Origin of the sequence: Microbulbifer sp. YPW16 (assembly GCF_021290385.1) — a bacterium.
Taxonomy (GTDB): Bacteria; Pseudomonadota; Gammaproteobacteria; order Pseudomonadales; family Cellvibrionaceae; genus Microbulbifer; species Microbulbifer zhoushanensis.
The window spans coordinates 3,100,028-3,115,245 of record NZ_CP089928.1 but is presented as its reverse complement, the minus strand read 5'-3'; the positions used below and the strand labels follow the sequence as shown (position 1 = coordinate 3,115,245).

The window sequence follows — 15,218 nt, the reverse complement described above, 5'->3', positions numbered from 1 at the left end:
AACCCCGGCACTGTCTTGCTGTCTTTCTTTTCCACCTGAATTTGTGAAGCAGTTTTCAGCTTGCCGGGGAGACTGGTACGTCTATGGTGACCCGATAGTTCTGCCTGCAAATATTCTCGACCCTGGGCCGACAAGGCACTAGGCTCAGGGCGTTTTACCGAAGTAGCGAACCGGCTCAGCGCCCGTTTTACTCCGGTCGAGACGGACATTTCCCAGGCATTTTTGTCCCCGCAGTACGGCCCCGTACCAACTGGCGCAGCCAGAGAGAAAACGACTGATAATCACTGATCAATCAGGGGATAAAAATGATAAAAGTTCTCCGCAGTGCGGCGCTCGCCTGTGCCGCCATCAGCCTCACGCTCAGCGCCCAGGTGAGCGCAGAACCCGGGGATTACGGCTTCTGGGCCACCCTCGGCAACCTCATAGTGCCGCGCCAGGCCAATGGTCCGGTAACGCAGGAACAGACACAGGGAATGTACCCACTGTCCCGGGAAGTCGATGGCTTCGACGATGGGTTTGACCCGGCCGATTACGACAACTGGCAGAAAGTCGACGTGCCCGCAAGCACCGGGGCCATGTGCGGCAATGGCTCGCCCTACAAGTTTTTCGTGTACCGGGTGCCGGACACCAGCAATACCATTTTCTATTTTGAGGGCGGCGGCGCCTGCTGGGATTACGAGAGCTGCTCGGGCCAGGCGGGTATCCGCGGCGCGCGCAATCCCAATGGCATACCGGATGACTACGTCCAGAACATCAACCTGCTGGACTTCGAAAACTCATCCAACCTGGGCACCGCAGCCGCCTCGCCCCTGATCTATACCCATCATCCCTATGACCAGTTCAAGACCGGCGAGTGGAATATTGTCTACGTGCCTTACTGCACCGGGGATATTTATGTTGGGGACAAGACCCAGGTGTATGCGGATCCCAGCGGCCAGAACCCCGACCTGGTCTGGCATCACAACGGCTTGCGCAACGTGCAGGCGGTCACTTCCTGGGTCAAGAACAACCTGCAGAAACCCCGGCAGATGCTCGCCGCCGGCTGCAGCGCGGGCAGTATCGGTGCACTGCTGAATTACTCGAAATTGCGCGCGGATATGAGTGTGGATTACGGCTACCTGCTGGATGATTCCGGACCGCTATTCAATGCCCCGCGGGACAGCAATGATCCCGAGAGCTATCCGTCACTGCCCCTGCATCGGGAAGTGCTGGATTCCTGGACGACCTATTCGGATGATGGCGATGCGACCGCCGAAAACCCGATCAACCTGCTCACACAGATTACGCCCGGGTTCGATCCCAATGCCCTGGCAACCCTCTACGGCGGCCTCTCAAATAAGTTTCCCGGCGATCGACTGGGTATTACCCACTTCCTGGCGGACGGTAATTTTTCATCCTACTCCTATGAGCGTTTCTTCGGTGAGATTGGCAATGACCCAGATGCACAATCCAAACTGGCGAAGCTCCGTGCCAGGTGGCAGCAGGACACCTTCGACAACCTGATCCCGTTGCTCGACCAGACCGGTAACTGGGGCTATTACTTCCCCCGCTTCCGCAACTTCAATGAAAGCCACTGCACCACCGTGCTCGACCTACAGTATGGGGAAATCGCCCAGCTGGGACTGGATACCCGTGACTTCCTCAACAATATCGTCAACTACCAGGGCGGCAGTTATATCCGTGCGTATGAAACCGACGAGACCTCGGACTTCGAAAATAACAACAACTGGTTCTACGATCTGGTGGGTGGATTGCTCTGACCGGCACCACTCTTCCTGGTTGGCATAAAAAGGGCCGTCCCCCGGGGCGGCCCTTTTTCAATGCAGGTTCATGGCGGCCGGATTTACCAGGTACGAATTGATCGGTTTCGCAGCCCTGGCTATCGACGCTGGTTTCGCCTCAATTCCCGTAGGCCTTTTCCCGCGCCTGCTGTAACTCCCGGCGCAGGTACTGCTGCCGTGTAAGCCCATCCGGGAACACATCCATTTCCTGGACCCGCTGCAGGATCTGCGCTTCCATCGCCTTGTAGCGGGCAAACCCCGGCTCATCCCGGTAGGGATCGTATTCCTCACGGGCTTCTGCGCGCTGGCGGTACTGGGCCATCAACCCGGCGGCCGCCTGATCGAATTCCTCCTTACCGGTACTGTTGCGCTCCAGCCAGGCGAGCTTGAGGGTCAACGCCTCGAAAGCAATTACCCGGCCCTCTGACTCGATCCGCTCGATCAGCGCCCATGCCTCCTCATCACCCGGTGCAGTCGCAGAGCCCGCGAAATACGCCTTCAGCGCCCGCTTGTCCTCCTCACGCTCCAGGTAAGCCTCTACCCGGGGATGTGAAAGCAACTGGTCCCGCGTCGGCTCACCCTCGCCTGCCAATATCCTATCCCTGTCTCGGGCCACTGCGGCAGGTGCAGAGGGAATACCGCCGGGCCCCTCTACAACGGTACCGGACCCGCCCGTTCCCGAATACAACTGACTACCCGCCCACCAGAGCGCAACCGCCAACGCCGGCAGGGCCCAGAGCCACCTTTGTTGATGTTTCCCCATAGAGCCTGTCCTTGTCTGCATCCACGACCTACCCACCTCACTCAGCATAACGCCAGCCGGGGCGGGAACCGAGACCGCCCATGCATTCACGCGTTAAATCTGGCGACAGAAGAAAAGCACGGTGCGGCACCGCCGAGACACCGGTACAAGGACAGGAAAGAAAGTGATCGGGGGAGATGGGGAAATTGCGGTACAACCCGGCTGGGCTACCCGGACTGTTCCTGGGGAAAGTCTGTCGCAGTATCAGCTGCCGGCAGCTTTCCCCGGCATCGGATCAGCGCCAGTTCAGGGGCTGGGCCTCGTCCTTGTCGCCACAGGGCGTTTTCTTCGGCGCCACATAGCCCACCTGGGACTCTCGTGGCAGGTTGCGCAGCTCCCAGGCTCGCACGGCTTCTGCACACAGCATCTTCTGCTCACTGGTCAGGGCCACCCCATTGGGCCATTTGCCCAGCTCGATGGCGCGCTTGAGGCTGCCGACGATCTGCGGGTTCAGGTTGTCCAGCAGTTGCTGCAAGTCCATGGGGAAACCTCCGGGTCATGGAAGGCGCACTGGGCACCGACCGGCCAATTATACGACAAACAGGCGAAAAAAAAGCCGGTCAGGGACCGGCTTTTTCGTTGACGACTGCGACTCAGGCCTCGGCGGCCTCAGCTGCGTCGTCGTCCGCCTGCGGGCGGTCAACCAGCTCGACGTAGGCCATGGGGGCCTTGTCGCCGGCGCGGAAGCCACACTTCAGGATACGGATATAGCCACCCGGGCGAGCGTCGTAACGCGGGCCCAGTTCGTCGAACAGCTTCTTGACGGCATCCTTGTCACGGATACGGGCAAATGCCAGGCGACGGTTGGCAACACTGTCCTTCTTGGCCAGGGTAATCAGCGGCTCGGCAACCCGGCGCAGCTCCTTGGCTTTCGGCAGTGTGGTTTTGATCAGTTCATGTTCTACCAGTGACGCAGTCATGTTCTTGAACATGGCCTTGCGATGGGAACTGGTACGGCTGAATTTACGGCCACTATAGCGATGACGCATAACTCAATTCCTTACGACAGTTGCTTTCTCAGCAGGTCGTTCTGGAGCGGTGCCGCACAGGGTCGTGTCACCGCTCGGGTTCTATCTATCGACGGCGCGACCGGAGCCGCGCTTACCAGATGCTTACAGGGGGCTCAGCTTGCTGTCACCCTTGAGGCTGGCCGGCGGCCAGTTCTCCAGGCGCATGCCCAGGGACAGACCACGGGAAGCCAGGACGTCCTTGATTTCAGTCAGGGACTTCTTGCCCAGGTTCGGAGTCTTCAGCAGTTCCACTTCGGTGCGCTGGATCAGGTCACCGATGTAGTAGATGTTCTCTGCTTTCAGACAGTTAGCCGAACGCACGGTCAGCTCCAGGTCATCCACCGGGCGCAGCAGTACCGGATCGACTTCCGGCTCGTCCTGCTTGGGCTGGGACTCATCCGGGCCTTCCAGGTCCACAAACACTGCCAGCTGCTGCTGGAGGATTGTGGCGGCGCGACGGATAGCCTCCTCCGGATCCAGGGTACCGTTGGTCTCCAGGTCCAGAACCAGCTTGTCCAGGTCAGTCCGTTGCTCTACACGCGCGGATTCCACTGCGTAGGAAACGCGGCGGACCGGGCTGTAGGAAGCGTCCAGCTGCAGACGGCCAATCGCACGGGTTTCCTCCTCGTCCTCGTGACGGGCGTCGGCGGGCTGGTAGCCACGACCGCGCGCCACCGTCAGACGGAGGCTGAGTTCCACGTCACCGGTAATATTGGCGATCACGTGCTCCGGGTTGACGATCTCGATGTCGTGATCCACCTGGATATCACCAGCGGTCACGGCACCCGGGCCCTTCTTGCTCAGGCTCAGCACTGCCTGGTCCTTGCCGTGCATGACCACGGCAACGTCCTTCAGGTTGAGCAGGATTTCAATTACGTCTTCCTGCACACCTTCAATGGCGCTGTACTCGTGCTCGACACCGTCGATCTCGACTTCGGTGACGGCGCAGCCTGGCATGGAGGACAGCAGGATGCGACGCAGGGCGTTACCCAGAGTGTGGCCGAAACCACGCTCCAGGGGCTCCAGAACCACTTTGGCGTGATTCTGGTTGTACTCAGTGACGTCAATACGACGCGGTGTCAAAAACTCGTTGACAGCAGTCTGCATAGCCATACCTGTTTACAGTTGTATCCCTTACTTGGAGTAGAGTTCCACGATAAGGTTTTCGTTGATCTCTGCCGGCAGGTCAACACGATCCGGAACACGCTTGAAAGTGCCTTCCAGTTTGGTCGCGTTGACATCTACCCACTCGACATCGCCACGCTGGGCGGCGAGGGAAACGGAATTCTGGATACGCATCTGCTTCTTGGCTTTCTCGCGAATAGAAACCACGTCACCAGCCTGTACCTGGTAAGACGGGATATTCACGGTGCTGCCGTTAACCAGAATCGCCTTGTGAGCTACCAGCTGGCGTGCTTCAGAACGGGTAGAACCGAAGCCCATGCGGTAAACCACATTGTCCAGGCGCTTCTCGAGCAGCTGCAGCAGGTTTTCACCGGTTGCACCCTTCAGGCGCGCCGCTTCCTTATAGTAGTTGCGGAACTGCTTTTCCAGTACGCCGTAGATGCGGCGAACCTTCTGCTTTTCACGCAGCTGTACGCCGTAGTCAGACAGGCGGCCGCGGCCGGCGCCGTGCTGGCCCGGCTTGGCCTCTGCACGACACTTGGAGTCGTGCGGGCGAACGCCGCTCTTCAGCTGCAGATCGGTACCTTCCCGACGGGAAAGTTTACATTTTGGTCCAATATAACGTGCCATTTTGTCAGCCCCCTCTTACACGCGACGCTTTTTGGGCGGACGACAACCATTATGCGGGATCGGCGTCACGTCGGTGATATTGGTGATCTTGAAGCCGCAGTTATTCAGGGCGCGAACAGCAGATTCGCGACCGGGGCCGGGGCCCTTAACTTCGACGTCGAGGTTTTTCAGGCCGTATTCCTGAGCGGCATTACCCGCGCGCTCAGCGGCCACCTGGGCTGCAAAAGGCGTGCTCTTGCGCGAGCCACGGAAACCGGAACCACCGGCAGTGGCCCAGCTGAGGGTATTACCCTGGCGATCAGTGATCGTCACGATCGTGTTGTTGAACGATGCGTGGACGTGGGCAACACCGTCGACAACGGTCTTTTTGACCTTTTTGCGAACAGTAGTTTTTGGCTTAGCCATACCTGTATCCTAAATCCTGTATCAACTCCCCGGCCAGCAAAGCGCCGCGGGGATTGTTAAACCGCGAGAGCCGCTTACTTGCGGATCGGCTTGCGCGGACCCTTGCGGGTACGGGCGTTGGTCTTGGTGCGCTGGCCACGCAGCGGCAGGCTGCGACGGTGGCGCAAACCGCGGAAGCAACCCAGGTCCATCAGACGTTTGATGTTCATGGATACTTCACGACGCAGGTCGCCTTCCACGGAAAGCTTTGCAACTTCGCCACGGATGGACTCGATCTGCTCTTCAGACAGTTCGCGGATTTTGGTGGATTCAGCGATACCAACCGCTGCCAAAATTGATTTAGCCGTGGTGCGACCGACCCCATAGATATGGGTCAGGGAGATCACGGCGTGCTTGTGGTCTGGTACATTGACACCAGCAATACGTGCCATAGAGGCATACTCCACGTATTGGGAGCCACGTGCTTTGTCTTCAAAGCGTGACTCAACTCTAGATTCGGCGCTGACAGCGACTAAAAAACCGGCGGCGCCACCAAAAAGGCGCGCAAGAATAGCTTCTCAGACACTAAATTGCAATAGTCCGCCTCTCCCCGGGTCTCCCGAGAAGAAACGGACGACAGTCAACGCCCCCTGTTGGCAGCAGCTGACCCGTGGGTCCCTGCTGCCCGGAACCGACCAGGAGGTCGAATCCGGCGCCGGTGACCGGGAGGGGAATCCCAGCCACCGGACTTGTCTCGATTAGCCCTGGCGCTGCTTGTGGCGCGGATCGGTGCTGCAGATTACCCGCAGAACGCCCTTGCGACGCACGATTTTGCAGTTACGGCAGATCTTTTTAACAGAAGCGCGTACTTTCATGACCTTACCTCAATTCAATCAAACTGCTGCCTGGTGTCGCGATCAGCGACGACCGTAGCCTTGCAGGTTGGACTTTTTCATCAGCCCCTCGTACTGGTGGGACAACAGGTGTGACTGCACCTGTGACATGAAGTCCATCACCACGACCACGACGATCAGCAGTGAAGTACCACCCAGATAAAAGGGTACGTTAAACCCGACCACCAGAAACTGCGGCAGCAGGGAGACCAATGCGATGTATACCGCACCCACCAGGGTCAGACGGGTCAGCACGCTGTCGATGTAGCGCGCGGTCTGCTCACCGGGACGGATGCCGGGCACATAGGCACCGGATTTCTTCAGGTTGTCTGCCACTTCGTTCGGGTTGAACATCAACGCCGTATAGAAGAAGCAGAAGAAGCCGATCAGCAGTGCGAACAGGATAATGTTCAGCGGCTGACCCGGCCCCAGTTGCAGCGCCATCCACTGCAGGATCTGGGCACCGAAGCCTTCACCACCCTCACCGAACCACTGCGCCAGAGTGGCGGGGAACAGCAGGATGCTGCTGGCAAAGATTACCGGGATCACACCGGCCATATTGACCTTCAGCGGCAGGTGGCTCGACTGCGCAGCCGGGGCTGCGGAGTAGCGACCGGCCTGGCGGCGCGCGTGGTTAATGGTAATGCGACGCTGGCCGCGCTCCATGAACACCACGAAGTACACTACGGCCACCGAGATAAAGCCCAGTAACAGCAGCAGCAGGAGATGCAACTCGCCCTGGCGCGCCTGCTCGAAAGCCTGGCCGACCGCGCTGGGCAGGCCTGCCACAATACCGGCGAAGATCAGCATGGAAATACCGTTGCCGACACCGCGCTCGGTGATCTGCTCACCCAGCCACATCATGAACACCGCACCGGTTACCAGTGACACGACGGCCACGAAGTAGAAACCGAACGCGGGCTCAGCTGAGTAGGCCAGGTTCTGGCCAGCGAGACCAAAGGTCATGCCGATACCCTGGATCAGGGCCAGCACCACCGTCAGGTAACGGGTGTACTGGTTGATCTTGCGCCTGCCGGCGTCCCCCTCTTTCTTCAGAGCTTCCAGAGAGGGTGTCACCGCGGTCATCAACTGCATGATGATGGACGCGGAGATGTACGGCATGATGCCCAGCGCCAGAATACTCATGCGTTCCAGTGCGCCACCGGAGAACATGTTGAACAGGCCCAGGATTGTTCCCTGGTTCTGGTTAAACAGGTTCGCCAGCTTCTCCGGATCAATGCCGGGCACCGGAATATGGGTACCTAAGCGATACACCAGTATCGCGAGGAACAGAAAACGAAGGCGAGCCCAAAGCTCGCCCAATCCCTTGCTGTTGCCCAGGGAATTTACGCCGGATCCTGGTCGTGCCATTGGGGCCTCAATTAGTCTTCTACTTTACCGCCAGCAGCTTCGATGGCCGCTTTAGCGCCCTTGCTGACTGCCAGACCTTTGACGGTCACCGCCTTGGTCAGCTCGCCGGACAGGAACACTTTGGCGCGTTTTACGTGGCTGCCGATAATATCGGCATTCTTCAGCGCTGCCAAATCAATTACGTCCGCATCCACCTTGTTCAGCTCACCGACGCGCACTTCCGCCGCAAAGCGGGAGCTGTACGCGGTGAAACCGTACTTCGGCAGGCGCTTCTGCAGCGGCATCTGGCCGCCTTCGAAGCCCGGACGCACGGATCCGCCGGAACGGGATTTCTGGCCCTTGTGGCCGCGGCCACCGGTTTTACCCAGGCCGCTACCGATACCACGGCCGACGCGCTTGGCGTCGTGCTTGTGGCCTTCTGCGGGAGACAGGTCGTTCAAACGCATGTTATTCCCCCTCTACCTTAACCAGGTAGTTAACTTTGTTGATCATGCCGCGCACGGAGGGAGTGTCTTCCACTTCCACAGTGTGACCGATGCGGCGCAGGCCCAGACCCGCAACGCACGCCTGATGGTTTTTCAGGCGCTTGGCGATGCTTTTGATCTGGGTGACTTTAATGGTCTTCTTAGCCATGGTCTTAACCCACTAAATAACCTTGGTGTCCGAACCGCGATCAGTTCAGGATTTCTTCAACAGACTTGCCGCGCTTGGCCGCTACATCTTCCGGGCTGCTCATCTGAGCCAGCGCGTTGAAAGTAGCGCGCACCACGTTCACCGGATTGGTGGAGCCGTAGCACTTGGCCAGTACGTTGTGCACGCCAACCATATCCAGGACGGAGCGCATGGCACCGCCGGCAATAACACCGGTACCCTGGGAGGCGGGCTGCATGTACACCTTGGAACCGCCGTGGCGGCCGTTGGTGGCATACTGGATGGTGTCGCCATTCAGTTCAACCTGAATCATGTTGCGACGCGCAGCTTCCATAGCCTTCTGGATCGCTACCGGCACTTCGCGGGCCTTGCCGCGGCCGAAGCCGACACGGCCGTTACCATCGCCAACCACAGTCAGTGCTGTGAAGGCGAAAATACGACCACCTTTAACAGTCTTGGCAACACGATTGACCTGGACCAGCTTTTCCTGCAGGCCTTCGTCGTTGCTTTTGTCTTTCTCTCTAGCCATAACTCAACCCTTAGAATTTCAGACCGGCTTCGCGGGCAGCGTCAGCCAGAGCCTTTACGCGGCCGTGGTACTTGAAACCGCTGCGATCGAAGGCGACCTGCTCAACACCAGCGGCCTTGGCGCGCTCGGCGATCAGGGTGCCAACCGCAGTAGCGGCATCGACGTTCCCGGTTTTTCCTGAGCGCAGGTCTTTGTCCAGGGTAGAGGCAGAAGCCAGTACCTTGTCGCCATCGGCGGACAGGACCTGTGCGTAAATGTGGCGCGGCGTACGGTTCACGGTCAGGCGAACAGTGCCGAGCTCGCGGATCTTGGCGCGGGCACGGCGTGCACGACGCAAGCGAGATTGCTTCTTAACGTTCATTTCTATGCCCTACCTACTTCTTCTTGGCCTCTTTCCGGAACACACGCTCGTCGGCGTAGCGGACACCCTTACCTTTGTAGGGCTCCGGCGGACGGAATGCGCGGATCTCAGAAGCCACTTGGCCCAGCAGCTGCTTGTCGCTGCTCTTGAGTACGATTTCAGTCTGGGACGGAGTTTCGGCGGTAACGCCCTCCGGCAGCTGATAATCAATGGGGTGGGAGAAACCCAGAGTCAGGTTTACGGTCTTACCGGACGCCTTGGCGCGGTAACCTACACCGTTCAGCTGCAGCTTGCGCTCGAAGCCCTGGCTGACACCTACCACCATGTTATTGACCAGTGCGCGTGTAGTACCCGCGAGCGCCTTGGCCTTCTTGGAACCGTTACGGGCGACGAAAGTCAGCTGGCTATCAGCCTCAGCCACTTCCACATCACCGTGGATGACCATGTCCAGGTTGCCATTGCTGCCTTTGACAGCGATATCCTGGCCTTTCAGGTCAACAGTAACGCCTGCGGGGATTTTTACCGGATCATTTGCTACTCGAGACATATCAACCCCCGCTTAGAATACGGTGCAAAGCACTTCGCCACCGATACCAGCCTGGCGTGCAGCACGATCAGTCATAACACCCTTGGAGGTGGAGACGATCGCGATACCCAGGCCACCACGTACGGACGGCAGAGCTTTTTTGCCAAAGTAGGCGCGCAGGCCCGGACGGGACATGCGGTCCAGCTCGGCGATGACCGGCTTGCCCTGGAAGTATTTCAGGTCAATGGTCAGCTCCGGCTTGGTGCCTTCGCTTACGGCGTAATCGTTGATGTAACCCTCGTCCTTCAGGACTTTGGCCACATTAATTTTCAGTTTGGATGAAGGCATTGCGACCTCAGCCTTGCCACGCCCGAGGGCGTTGCGGATGCGGGTCAGCATATCTGCCAACGGATCTTGCATACTCATTTTATGAGACTCCTCAAATCTGCCGAATACCGGCTGGACTTCTTACCAGCTGGACTTGACCAGGCCGGGAACATCACCACGCATGGCCGCTTCGCGCAGTTTGTTACGGCACAGGCCGAACTTGCGGTAAACAGCGTGTGGGCGACCAGTAATACGGCAGCGACGTTGCTGACGTACCGGGCTTGCATCGCGCGGCAGTTGTTGCAGCTTGAGTTGAGCCTCCCACTTCTCCTCATCGGAAGCAGTGGTACTGGCGATGATCGCCTTCAGCTCTTGACGCTTTTCAGCGTACTTAGCTGCGGTTCGAGCGCGCTTATCTTCGCGCGCAATCATGGATTTCTTCGCCATGGAATCCTCTTAACCCTTGAACGGGAAGTTAAATGCTTTCAGCAGTGCACGACCTTGGTCGTCGTTGGCTGCTGTAGTAGTGATACAAATATCCAGACCGCGGAGCTTGTCTACCTTGTCGTAGTCAATTTCCGGGAAGATGATCTGCTCATTCACGCCCATAGAAAAGTTACCGCGGCCGTCAAACTGCTTCGGGCTGATGCCACGGAAGTCACGGATACGCGGAATCGCGATATCGACCAGGCGCTCCAGGAACTCATACATACGCTCACCGCGCAGAGTTACCTTACAGCCGATCGGCCAGCCATCACGAATCTTGAAGCCCGCAATTGACTTGCGCGCCTTGGTGATAATGGGCTTCTGACCGCTAATTGCAGTCATGTCCTCGACAGCGTGCTCGAGCACCTTCTTGTCACCAATAGCCTCACCAACACCCATGTTGATGGTGATTTTGGTGATGCGCGGCACTGCCATCACATTGTCGACACCCAGCTCTTCCTTCAGCTTGGGCGCGAGTTCTTTAACGTAGAGCTCTTTAAGCTTTGCCATGATAGTTACCCAACCTGCTTATGCGTCTACGGCTTCGCCGCTGGATTTGAAGACGCGAATCTTAGTGCCGTCTTCCAGTACTTTGAAGCCTACACGGTCAGCTTTTTGGGTAGACGGGTTGTAAATCGCCACGTTGGAACCCTGGATAGCGGCTTCCTTCTCAACGATCCCGCCAGCAACACCCAGCTGGGGGTTTGGCTTCTGGTGTTTCTTGATCATCTGTACACCGGACACGATCAGGCGACCGTCGTTCAGCACCTTGCGTACGGTGCCGCGCTTGCCTTTGTCGCGACCGGCGATAACGACCACTTCATCGTCACGCTTGATCTTGCGCATAACTCTTCTCCGCTCGAGGCTTAGATAACTTCGGGAGCCAGTGAGATGATCTTCATGAACTTCTCACCGCGCAGCTCGCGAGTTACCGGGCCAAAAATACGGGTGCCAACCGGTGCATTTTGCTGGTTCAGCAGTACCGCTGCGTTTTCGTCAAACTTAATCAGGGAGCCGTCGGGGCGACGCACACCTTTCTTGGTGCGCACTACCACTGCGTTCATTACCTGACCTTTCTTTACTTTACCGCGGGGAATGGCTTCCTTAACGGTCACCTTGATAATATCGCCCACGCCAGCATACCGACGATGGGAGCCGCCCAGCACCTTGATGCACATGACGCGGCGAGCCCCACTGTTGTCAGCTACTTCTAAGTAGGATTCCGCTTGAATCATCGTCTCTCTCCGAAACTCTTCAATGCGCTAGGGGTTAAACCTTCGCCGCACGCTCTACAATTTTCTGCAAAGCCCAGGATTTGCTCTTGGACAGCGGACGAGATTCCTCGATCACAACAACATCACCGATGTTGCAATCGTTGTTCTCGTCGTGAGCCTTGAGCTTGGTGGACTTGCTCACGTATTTACCGTAGATCGGGTGCTTAACACGGCGCTCGATCAAAACGGTGATGGTTTTGTCCATCTTGTCGCTTACGACTTTACCAGTCGCAGTACGCTTCAGTTTTGCTTCAGCCATGATTAGTTACCTGCCTTCTCGGTCAACACAGTCTTAATGCGAGCAATGTCGCGACGAGTCTGCTTCAGCAGATGAGTCTGAGTCAGCTGACCGGTGGACTGTTGCATGCGAAGCTTGAACTGGGCTTCAAGTTGATTCAGCAGCTCCTGGTTCAACTCCTCAACTGACTTTTCGCGTAGATCTGCAGTCTTCATTACATCACCGAACGCTTAACGAAAGTTGTCTTCACAGGCAGCTTGGCTGCGGCGAGCTCGAACGCTTCGCGAGCCAGATCCTCGGAAACACCCTCCATCTCATAGAGGACCTTACCCGGCTGGATCTGAGCTACCCAGTATTCTACGTTACCCTTACCTTTACCCATACGAACTTCGAGGGGCTTACTGGAAATGGGCTTGTCCGGAAACACACGAATCCAGATCTTACCGCCACGTTTTACGTGACGGGTCATTGCGCGACGAGCAGCTTCGATCTGGCGCGCAGTGATGCGACCACGACCGATGGCCTTAAGGCCGAACTCGCCAAAGCTCACTTTAGAGCCGCGCTGTGAAAGACCGCGGTTGCGACCCTTCTGTACCTTGCGGAATTTTGTACGCTTCGGTTGTAGCATCTGCGCACCCCTTACTTAGCAGCTTTCTTGCGGGTCTTCTTCGGCTGCTCATCGGGCATTTCGTCGCCGATAACCTCACCTTTGAAGATCCATACCTTGATACCGATGATGCCGTAAGTGGTCATCGCTTCAGCAGTGCCGTAGTCGATGTTGGCGCGCAGGGTGTGCAGGGGCACACGACCTTCGCGGTACCACTCGGTACGGGCGATTTCAGCACCGCCCAGACGGCCACCGACCTGAATCCGGATGCCTTCCGCACCCTGGCGCATTGCGTTCTGAACCGCACGCTTCATGGCGCGACGGAACATCACACGACGCTCCAGCTGCTGGGCAACGTTCTGGGCCACCAGGGTGGCGTCCAGGTCAGGCTTGCGCACTTCTTCGATGTCGATGTGCACGGGCACACCCATCTTCGCGCTTACCTCGTTGCGCAGACGCTCAACGTCTTCACCTTTTTTACCGATCACGATGCCCGGGCGAGCGGTGTGAATAGTCACACGCGCAGTGTTTGCCGGACGCTCAATCTCAATGCGGCTCACGGAGGCGTGGGCCAGCTTCTTGCGAATGAAATCGCGAACACTCAGATCCGTGTACAGCTTGTCTGCGTACTCGTCGCTGCCTGCATACCACACAGAGGTATGCTTTTTAACGATACCCAGACGAATGCCGGTAGGATTTACTTTTTGTCCCATGGTTTTCTCGCCTGCTCTCTTATTTCTCGGCCACTTTCACAGTGATGTGACAAGTACGCTTAAGAATACGATCGGCACGACCCTTGGCGCGCGGCTTAATGCGCTTCATGGTCATCCCTTCGTCCACGAAAATTGTGGACACCTTCAGCTCGTCAACGTCGGCACCATCGTTGTGCTCGGCGTTGGCAATGGCCGATTCCAGAACTTTCTTGACGATCGCCGCGCCCTTCTTCTGGCTGAACGCCAGGATGTCCAGGGCTTCCTCGACACCTTTGCCGCGAATCTGATCAGCTACCAGACGCGCCTTTTGCGCCGACAGACGAGCGCCGCGTAGTTTTGCTGCTACTTCCATCGTTTTAACCTCGGCTTAGCGCTTCTTCGCTTTCTTGTCCGCAGCGTGACCGCGGTAAGTGCGGGTAGCGGCGAACTCGCCCAGCTTGTGGCCAACCATTTCTTCGTTGACCAGCACGGGCACGTGTTGACGACCGTTGTGCACGGCAATCGTCAGTCCAACCATTTCCGGCATAACCATGGAACGGCGGGACCAGGTTTTAATCGGTCGACGATCATTGGCTGCGATCGCCGCCTCCACCTTCTTGATCAAATGCAGATCAATAAAGGGACCTTTCTTTAATGAGCGTGGCACTGTCGATTCCTCTCTAGCTGCTCAGACGACGCGCGGCTTACTTGCCGCGACGACGTACAATCATTTTATCGGTGCGCTTGTTCTTGCGCGTTTTCTTACCCTTGGTAGGTACGCCCCACGGAGTTACCGGGTGACGGCCACCAGAGGTACGGCCTTCACCACCACCGTGCGGGTGATCTACCGGGTTCATCGCCACACCGCGAACGGTCGGGCGAACACCGCGCCAGCGCTTGGCACCAGCTTTACCCAGCTTGCGCAGGCTGTGCTCGGAGTTGCTCACTTCACCCAGGGTGGCGCGACACTCGGAAAGCACACGACGCATCTCACCGGAACGCAGGCGAATGGTCGCGTATTGACCTTCGCGAGCAACCAGCTGTACAGAGGCACCGGCAGAGCGAGCCAGCTGGGCGCCCTTGCCCGGCTTCAGCTCGATACCGTGGATCACGGCACCAACCGGGATGTTGCGCAGCGGTAGGGTGTTACCCACGCTGATCGGGGCCGCATCACCGGACTGTACGGTTGCACCGGCCTTGAGGCCTTTCGGTGCGATGATGTAGCGACGCTCGCCGTCTGCGTAGCAGACCAGGGCGATGTGTGCGCTGCGGTTCGGATCGTACTCCAGACGCTCAACCTTGGCCGGGATACCGTCCTTGTTGCGCTTGAAGTCGACGATACGGTAGCTCTGCTTGTGACCACCACCGACGTGACGGGTGGTGATACGGCCAGCGTTGTTACGGCCACCGCTCTTGCTCTTGCTCTCTACCAGAGGCGCGTAAGGCGCACCCTTGTGCAGGTCGGGGTTAACAACCTTGACCAGGTGGCGACGGCCGGCAGAGGTCGGTTTACTCTTTACAATCGGCATTG

At 57.9% G+C, this 15,218-nt stretch carries 27 protein-coding genes; 1 reads left to right on the top strand and 26 read right to left on the bottom strand.

What is annotated here, in order from left to right; translation table 11 throughout:
* The first annotated feature begins 305 nt into the window (after positions 1–305).
* The gene (locus tag LVE68_RS13525) at positions 306–1,760 is read left to right on the top strand and encodes a pectinacetylesterase family protein (RefSeq protein WP_232940915.1); all 1,455 of its coding nucleotides are present in this window, start codon (positions 306–308) and stop codon (positions 1,758–1,760) included.
* 139 nt (positions 1,761–1,899) lie between these two features.
* Here the strand turns inward: LVE68_RS13525 and LVE68_RS13520 are convergent, their stop codons facing one another.
* The 26 genes from LVE68_RS13520 to rplB form a co-directional block, all read right to left on the bottom strand.
* Positions 1,900–2,373: a hypothetical protein gene (locus LVE68_RS13520; RefSeq protein ID WP_232940914.1), complete on the bottom strand. Its 474-nt coding sequence runs from the start codon at positions 2,371–2,373 to the stop codon at positions 1,900–1,902.
* Positions 2,374–2,818: 445 nt separating this feature from the next.
* Positions 2,819–3,064, bottom strand: a complete 246-nt coding sequence (locus LVE68_RS13515; protein ID WP_232940913.1) for a YeaC family protein — start codon at positions 3,062–3,064, stop codon at positions 2,819–2,821.
* Between the two features lie 112 nt (positions 3,065–3,176).
* Positions 3,177–3,572: a 50S ribosomal protein L17 gene (gene rplQ / locus LVE68_RS13510; protein ID WP_232940912.1), complete on the bottom strand. Its 396-nt coding sequence runs from the start codon at positions 3,570–3,572 to the stop codon at positions 3,177–3,179.
* A gap of 123 nt (positions 3,573–3,695) precedes the next feature.
* Positions 3,696–4,700 (bottom strand): DNA-directed RNA polymerase subunit alpha, encoded by a 1,005-nt coding sequence (locus LVE68_RS13505; protein WP_232940911.1) that lies wholly within the window; start codon positions 4,698–4,700, stop codon positions 3,696–3,698.
* A 27-nt stretch (positions 4,701–4,727) separates the two neighbouring features.
* Entirely contained in the window at positions 4,728–5,348 is a 621-nt protein-coding gene (rpsD, locus tag LVE68_RS13500) for a 30S ribosomal protein S4 (RefSeq protein ID WP_232940910.1), read from the bottom strand.
* Between the two features lie 15 nt (positions 5,349–5,363).
* The gene (gene rpsK / locus LVE68_RS13495) at positions 5,364–5,753 is read right to left on the bottom strand and encodes a 30S ribosomal protein S11 (protein ID WP_091516932.1); all 390 of its coding nucleotides are present in this window, start codon (positions 5,751–5,753) and stop codon (positions 5,364–5,366) included.
* Positions 5,754–5,827: 74 nt separating this feature from the next.
* Positions 5,828–6,184 carry a 30S ribosomal protein S13 gene (gene rpsM, locus LVE68_RS13490; protein ID WP_232940909.1) on the bottom strand — a complete coding sequence of 119 codons (357 nt, stop codon included), beginning with the start codon at positions 6,182–6,184 and terminating at the stop codon, positions 5,828–5,830.
* 306 nt (positions 6,185–6,490) lie between these two features.
* Positions 6,491–6,607: a 50S ribosomal protein L36 gene (gene rpmJ, locus LVE68_RS13485; protein WP_091516926.1), complete on the bottom strand. Its 117-nt coding sequence runs from the start codon at positions 6,605–6,607 to the stop codon at positions 6,491–6,493.
* A gap of 42 nt (positions 6,608–6,649) precedes the next feature.
* On the bottom strand, positions 6,650–7,996 hold the full coding sequence (gene secY / locus LVE68_RS13480; RefSeq protein WP_232940908.1) for a preprotein translocase subunit SecY: 1,347 nt from the start codon (positions 7,994–7,996) through the stop codon (positions 6,650–6,652).
* 11 nt (positions 7,997–8,007) lie between these two features.
* Positions 8,008–8,442: a 50S ribosomal protein L15 gene (rplO, locus tag LVE68_RS13475; protein ID WP_232940907.1), complete on the bottom strand. Its 435-nt coding sequence runs from the start codon at positions 8,440–8,442 to the stop codon at positions 8,008–8,010.
* A 1-nt stretch (position 8,443) separates the two neighbouring features.
* On the bottom strand, positions 8,444–8,629 hold the full coding sequence (rpmD, locus tag LVE68_RS13470; RefSeq protein ID WP_232940906.1) for a 50S ribosomal protein L30: 186 nt from the start codon (positions 8,627–8,629) through the stop codon (positions 8,444–8,446).
* Positions 8,630–8,669: 40 nt separating this feature from the next.
* Complete coding sequence (gene rpsE, locus LVE68_RS13465; RefSeq protein ID WP_232940905.1) at positions 8,670–9,176, bottom strand: 30S ribosomal protein S5; 507 nt, start codon at positions 9,174–9,176, stop codon at positions 8,670–8,672.
* A gap of 10 nt (positions 9,177–9,186) precedes the next feature.
* A complete protein-coding gene (rplR, locus tag LVE68_RS13460; RefSeq protein WP_232940904.1) occupies positions 9,187–9,537 on the bottom strand; it encodes a 50S ribosomal protein L18 in 351 nt (116 codons plus the stop codon).
* Positions 9,538–9,550: 13 nt separating this feature from the next.
* Entirely contained in the window at positions 9,551–10,084 is a 534-nt protein-coding gene (rplF, locus tag LVE68_RS13455) for a 50S ribosomal protein L6 (RefSeq protein WP_232940903.1), read from the bottom strand.
* A gap of 12 nt (positions 10,085–10,096) precedes the next feature.
* Complete coding sequence (gene rpsH / locus LVE68_RS13450) at positions 10,097–10,489, bottom strand: 30S ribosomal protein S8 (RefSeq protein ID WP_232940902.1); 393 nt, start codon at positions 10,487–10,489, stop codon at positions 10,097–10,099.
* A 42-nt stretch (positions 10,490–10,531) separates the two neighbouring features.
* Entirely contained in the window at positions 10,532–10,837 is a 306-nt protein-coding gene (gene rpsN, locus LVE68_RS13445; protein WP_232940901.1) for a 30S ribosomal protein S14, read from the bottom strand.
* A gap of 9 nt (positions 10,838–10,846) precedes the next feature.
* The gene (gene rplE, locus LVE68_RS13440) at positions 10,847–11,386 is read right to left on the bottom strand and encodes a 50S ribosomal protein L5 (RefSeq protein ID WP_232940900.1); all 540 of its coding nucleotides are present in this window, start codon (positions 11,384–11,386) and stop codon (positions 10,847–10,849) included.
* An 18-nt stretch (positions 11,387–11,404) separates the two neighbouring features.
* Positions 11,405–11,722, bottom strand: coding sequence for a 50S ribosomal protein L24 (rplX, locus tag LVE68_RS13435; protein WP_232940899.1), 318 nt, complete (start codon positions 11,720–11,722; stop codon positions 11,405–11,407).
* A 20-nt stretch (positions 11,723–11,742) separates the two neighbouring features.
* Positions 11,743–12,111, bottom strand: coding sequence for a 50S ribosomal protein L14 (rplN, locus tag LVE68_RS13430; protein ID WP_091516889.1), 369 nt, complete (start codon positions 12,109–12,111; stop codon positions 11,743–11,745).
* Between the two features lie 34 nt (positions 12,112–12,145).
* Positions 12,146–12,409 carry a 30S ribosomal protein S17 gene (rpsQ, locus tag LVE68_RS13425; RefSeq protein WP_232940898.1) on the bottom strand — a complete coding sequence of 88 codons (264 nt, stop codon included), beginning with the start codon at positions 12,407–12,409 and terminating at the stop codon, positions 12,146–12,148.
* 2 nt (positions 12,410–12,411) lie between these two features.
* A complete protein-coding gene (gene rpmC / locus LVE68_RS13420) occupies positions 12,412–12,603 on the bottom strand; it encodes a 50S ribosomal protein L29 (protein ID WP_067087030.1) in 192 nt (63 codons plus the stop codon).
* On the bottom strand, positions 12,603–13,016 hold the full coding sequence (gene rplP / locus LVE68_RS13415) for a 50S ribosomal protein L16 (protein WP_067087034.1): 414 nt from the start codon (positions 13,014–13,016) through the stop codon (positions 12,603–12,605). Before rplP ends, rpmC begins: the two co-directional genes overlap by 1 nt.
* Positions 13,017–13,027: 11 nt before the next feature.
* On the bottom strand, positions 13,028–13,708 hold the full coding sequence (gene rpsC, locus LVE68_RS13410; RefSeq protein WP_232940897.1) for a 30S ribosomal protein S3: 681 nt from the start codon (positions 13,706–13,708) through the stop codon (positions 13,028–13,030).
* Between the two features lie 19 nt (positions 13,709–13,727).
* Positions 13,728–14,060 (bottom strand): 50S ribosomal protein L22, encoded by a 333-nt coding sequence (gene rplV, locus LVE68_RS13405; protein ID WP_067087040.1) that lies wholly within the window; start codon positions 14,058–14,060, stop codon positions 13,728–13,730.
* A gap of 15 nt (positions 14,061–14,075) precedes the next feature.
* On the bottom strand, positions 14,076–14,354 hold the full coding sequence (gene rpsS / locus LVE68_RS13400; protein ID WP_067087044.1) for a 30S ribosomal protein S19: 279 nt from the start codon (positions 14,352–14,354) through the stop codon (positions 14,076–14,078).
* A 37-nt stretch (positions 14,355–14,391) separates the two neighbouring features.
* Positions 14,392–15,216, bottom strand: coding sequence for a 50S ribosomal protein L2 (gene rplB, locus LVE68_RS13395; protein ID WP_232940896.1), 825 nt, complete (start codon positions 15,214–15,216; stop codon positions 14,392–14,394).
* Positions 15,217–15,218 lie beyond the last annotated feature (2 nt).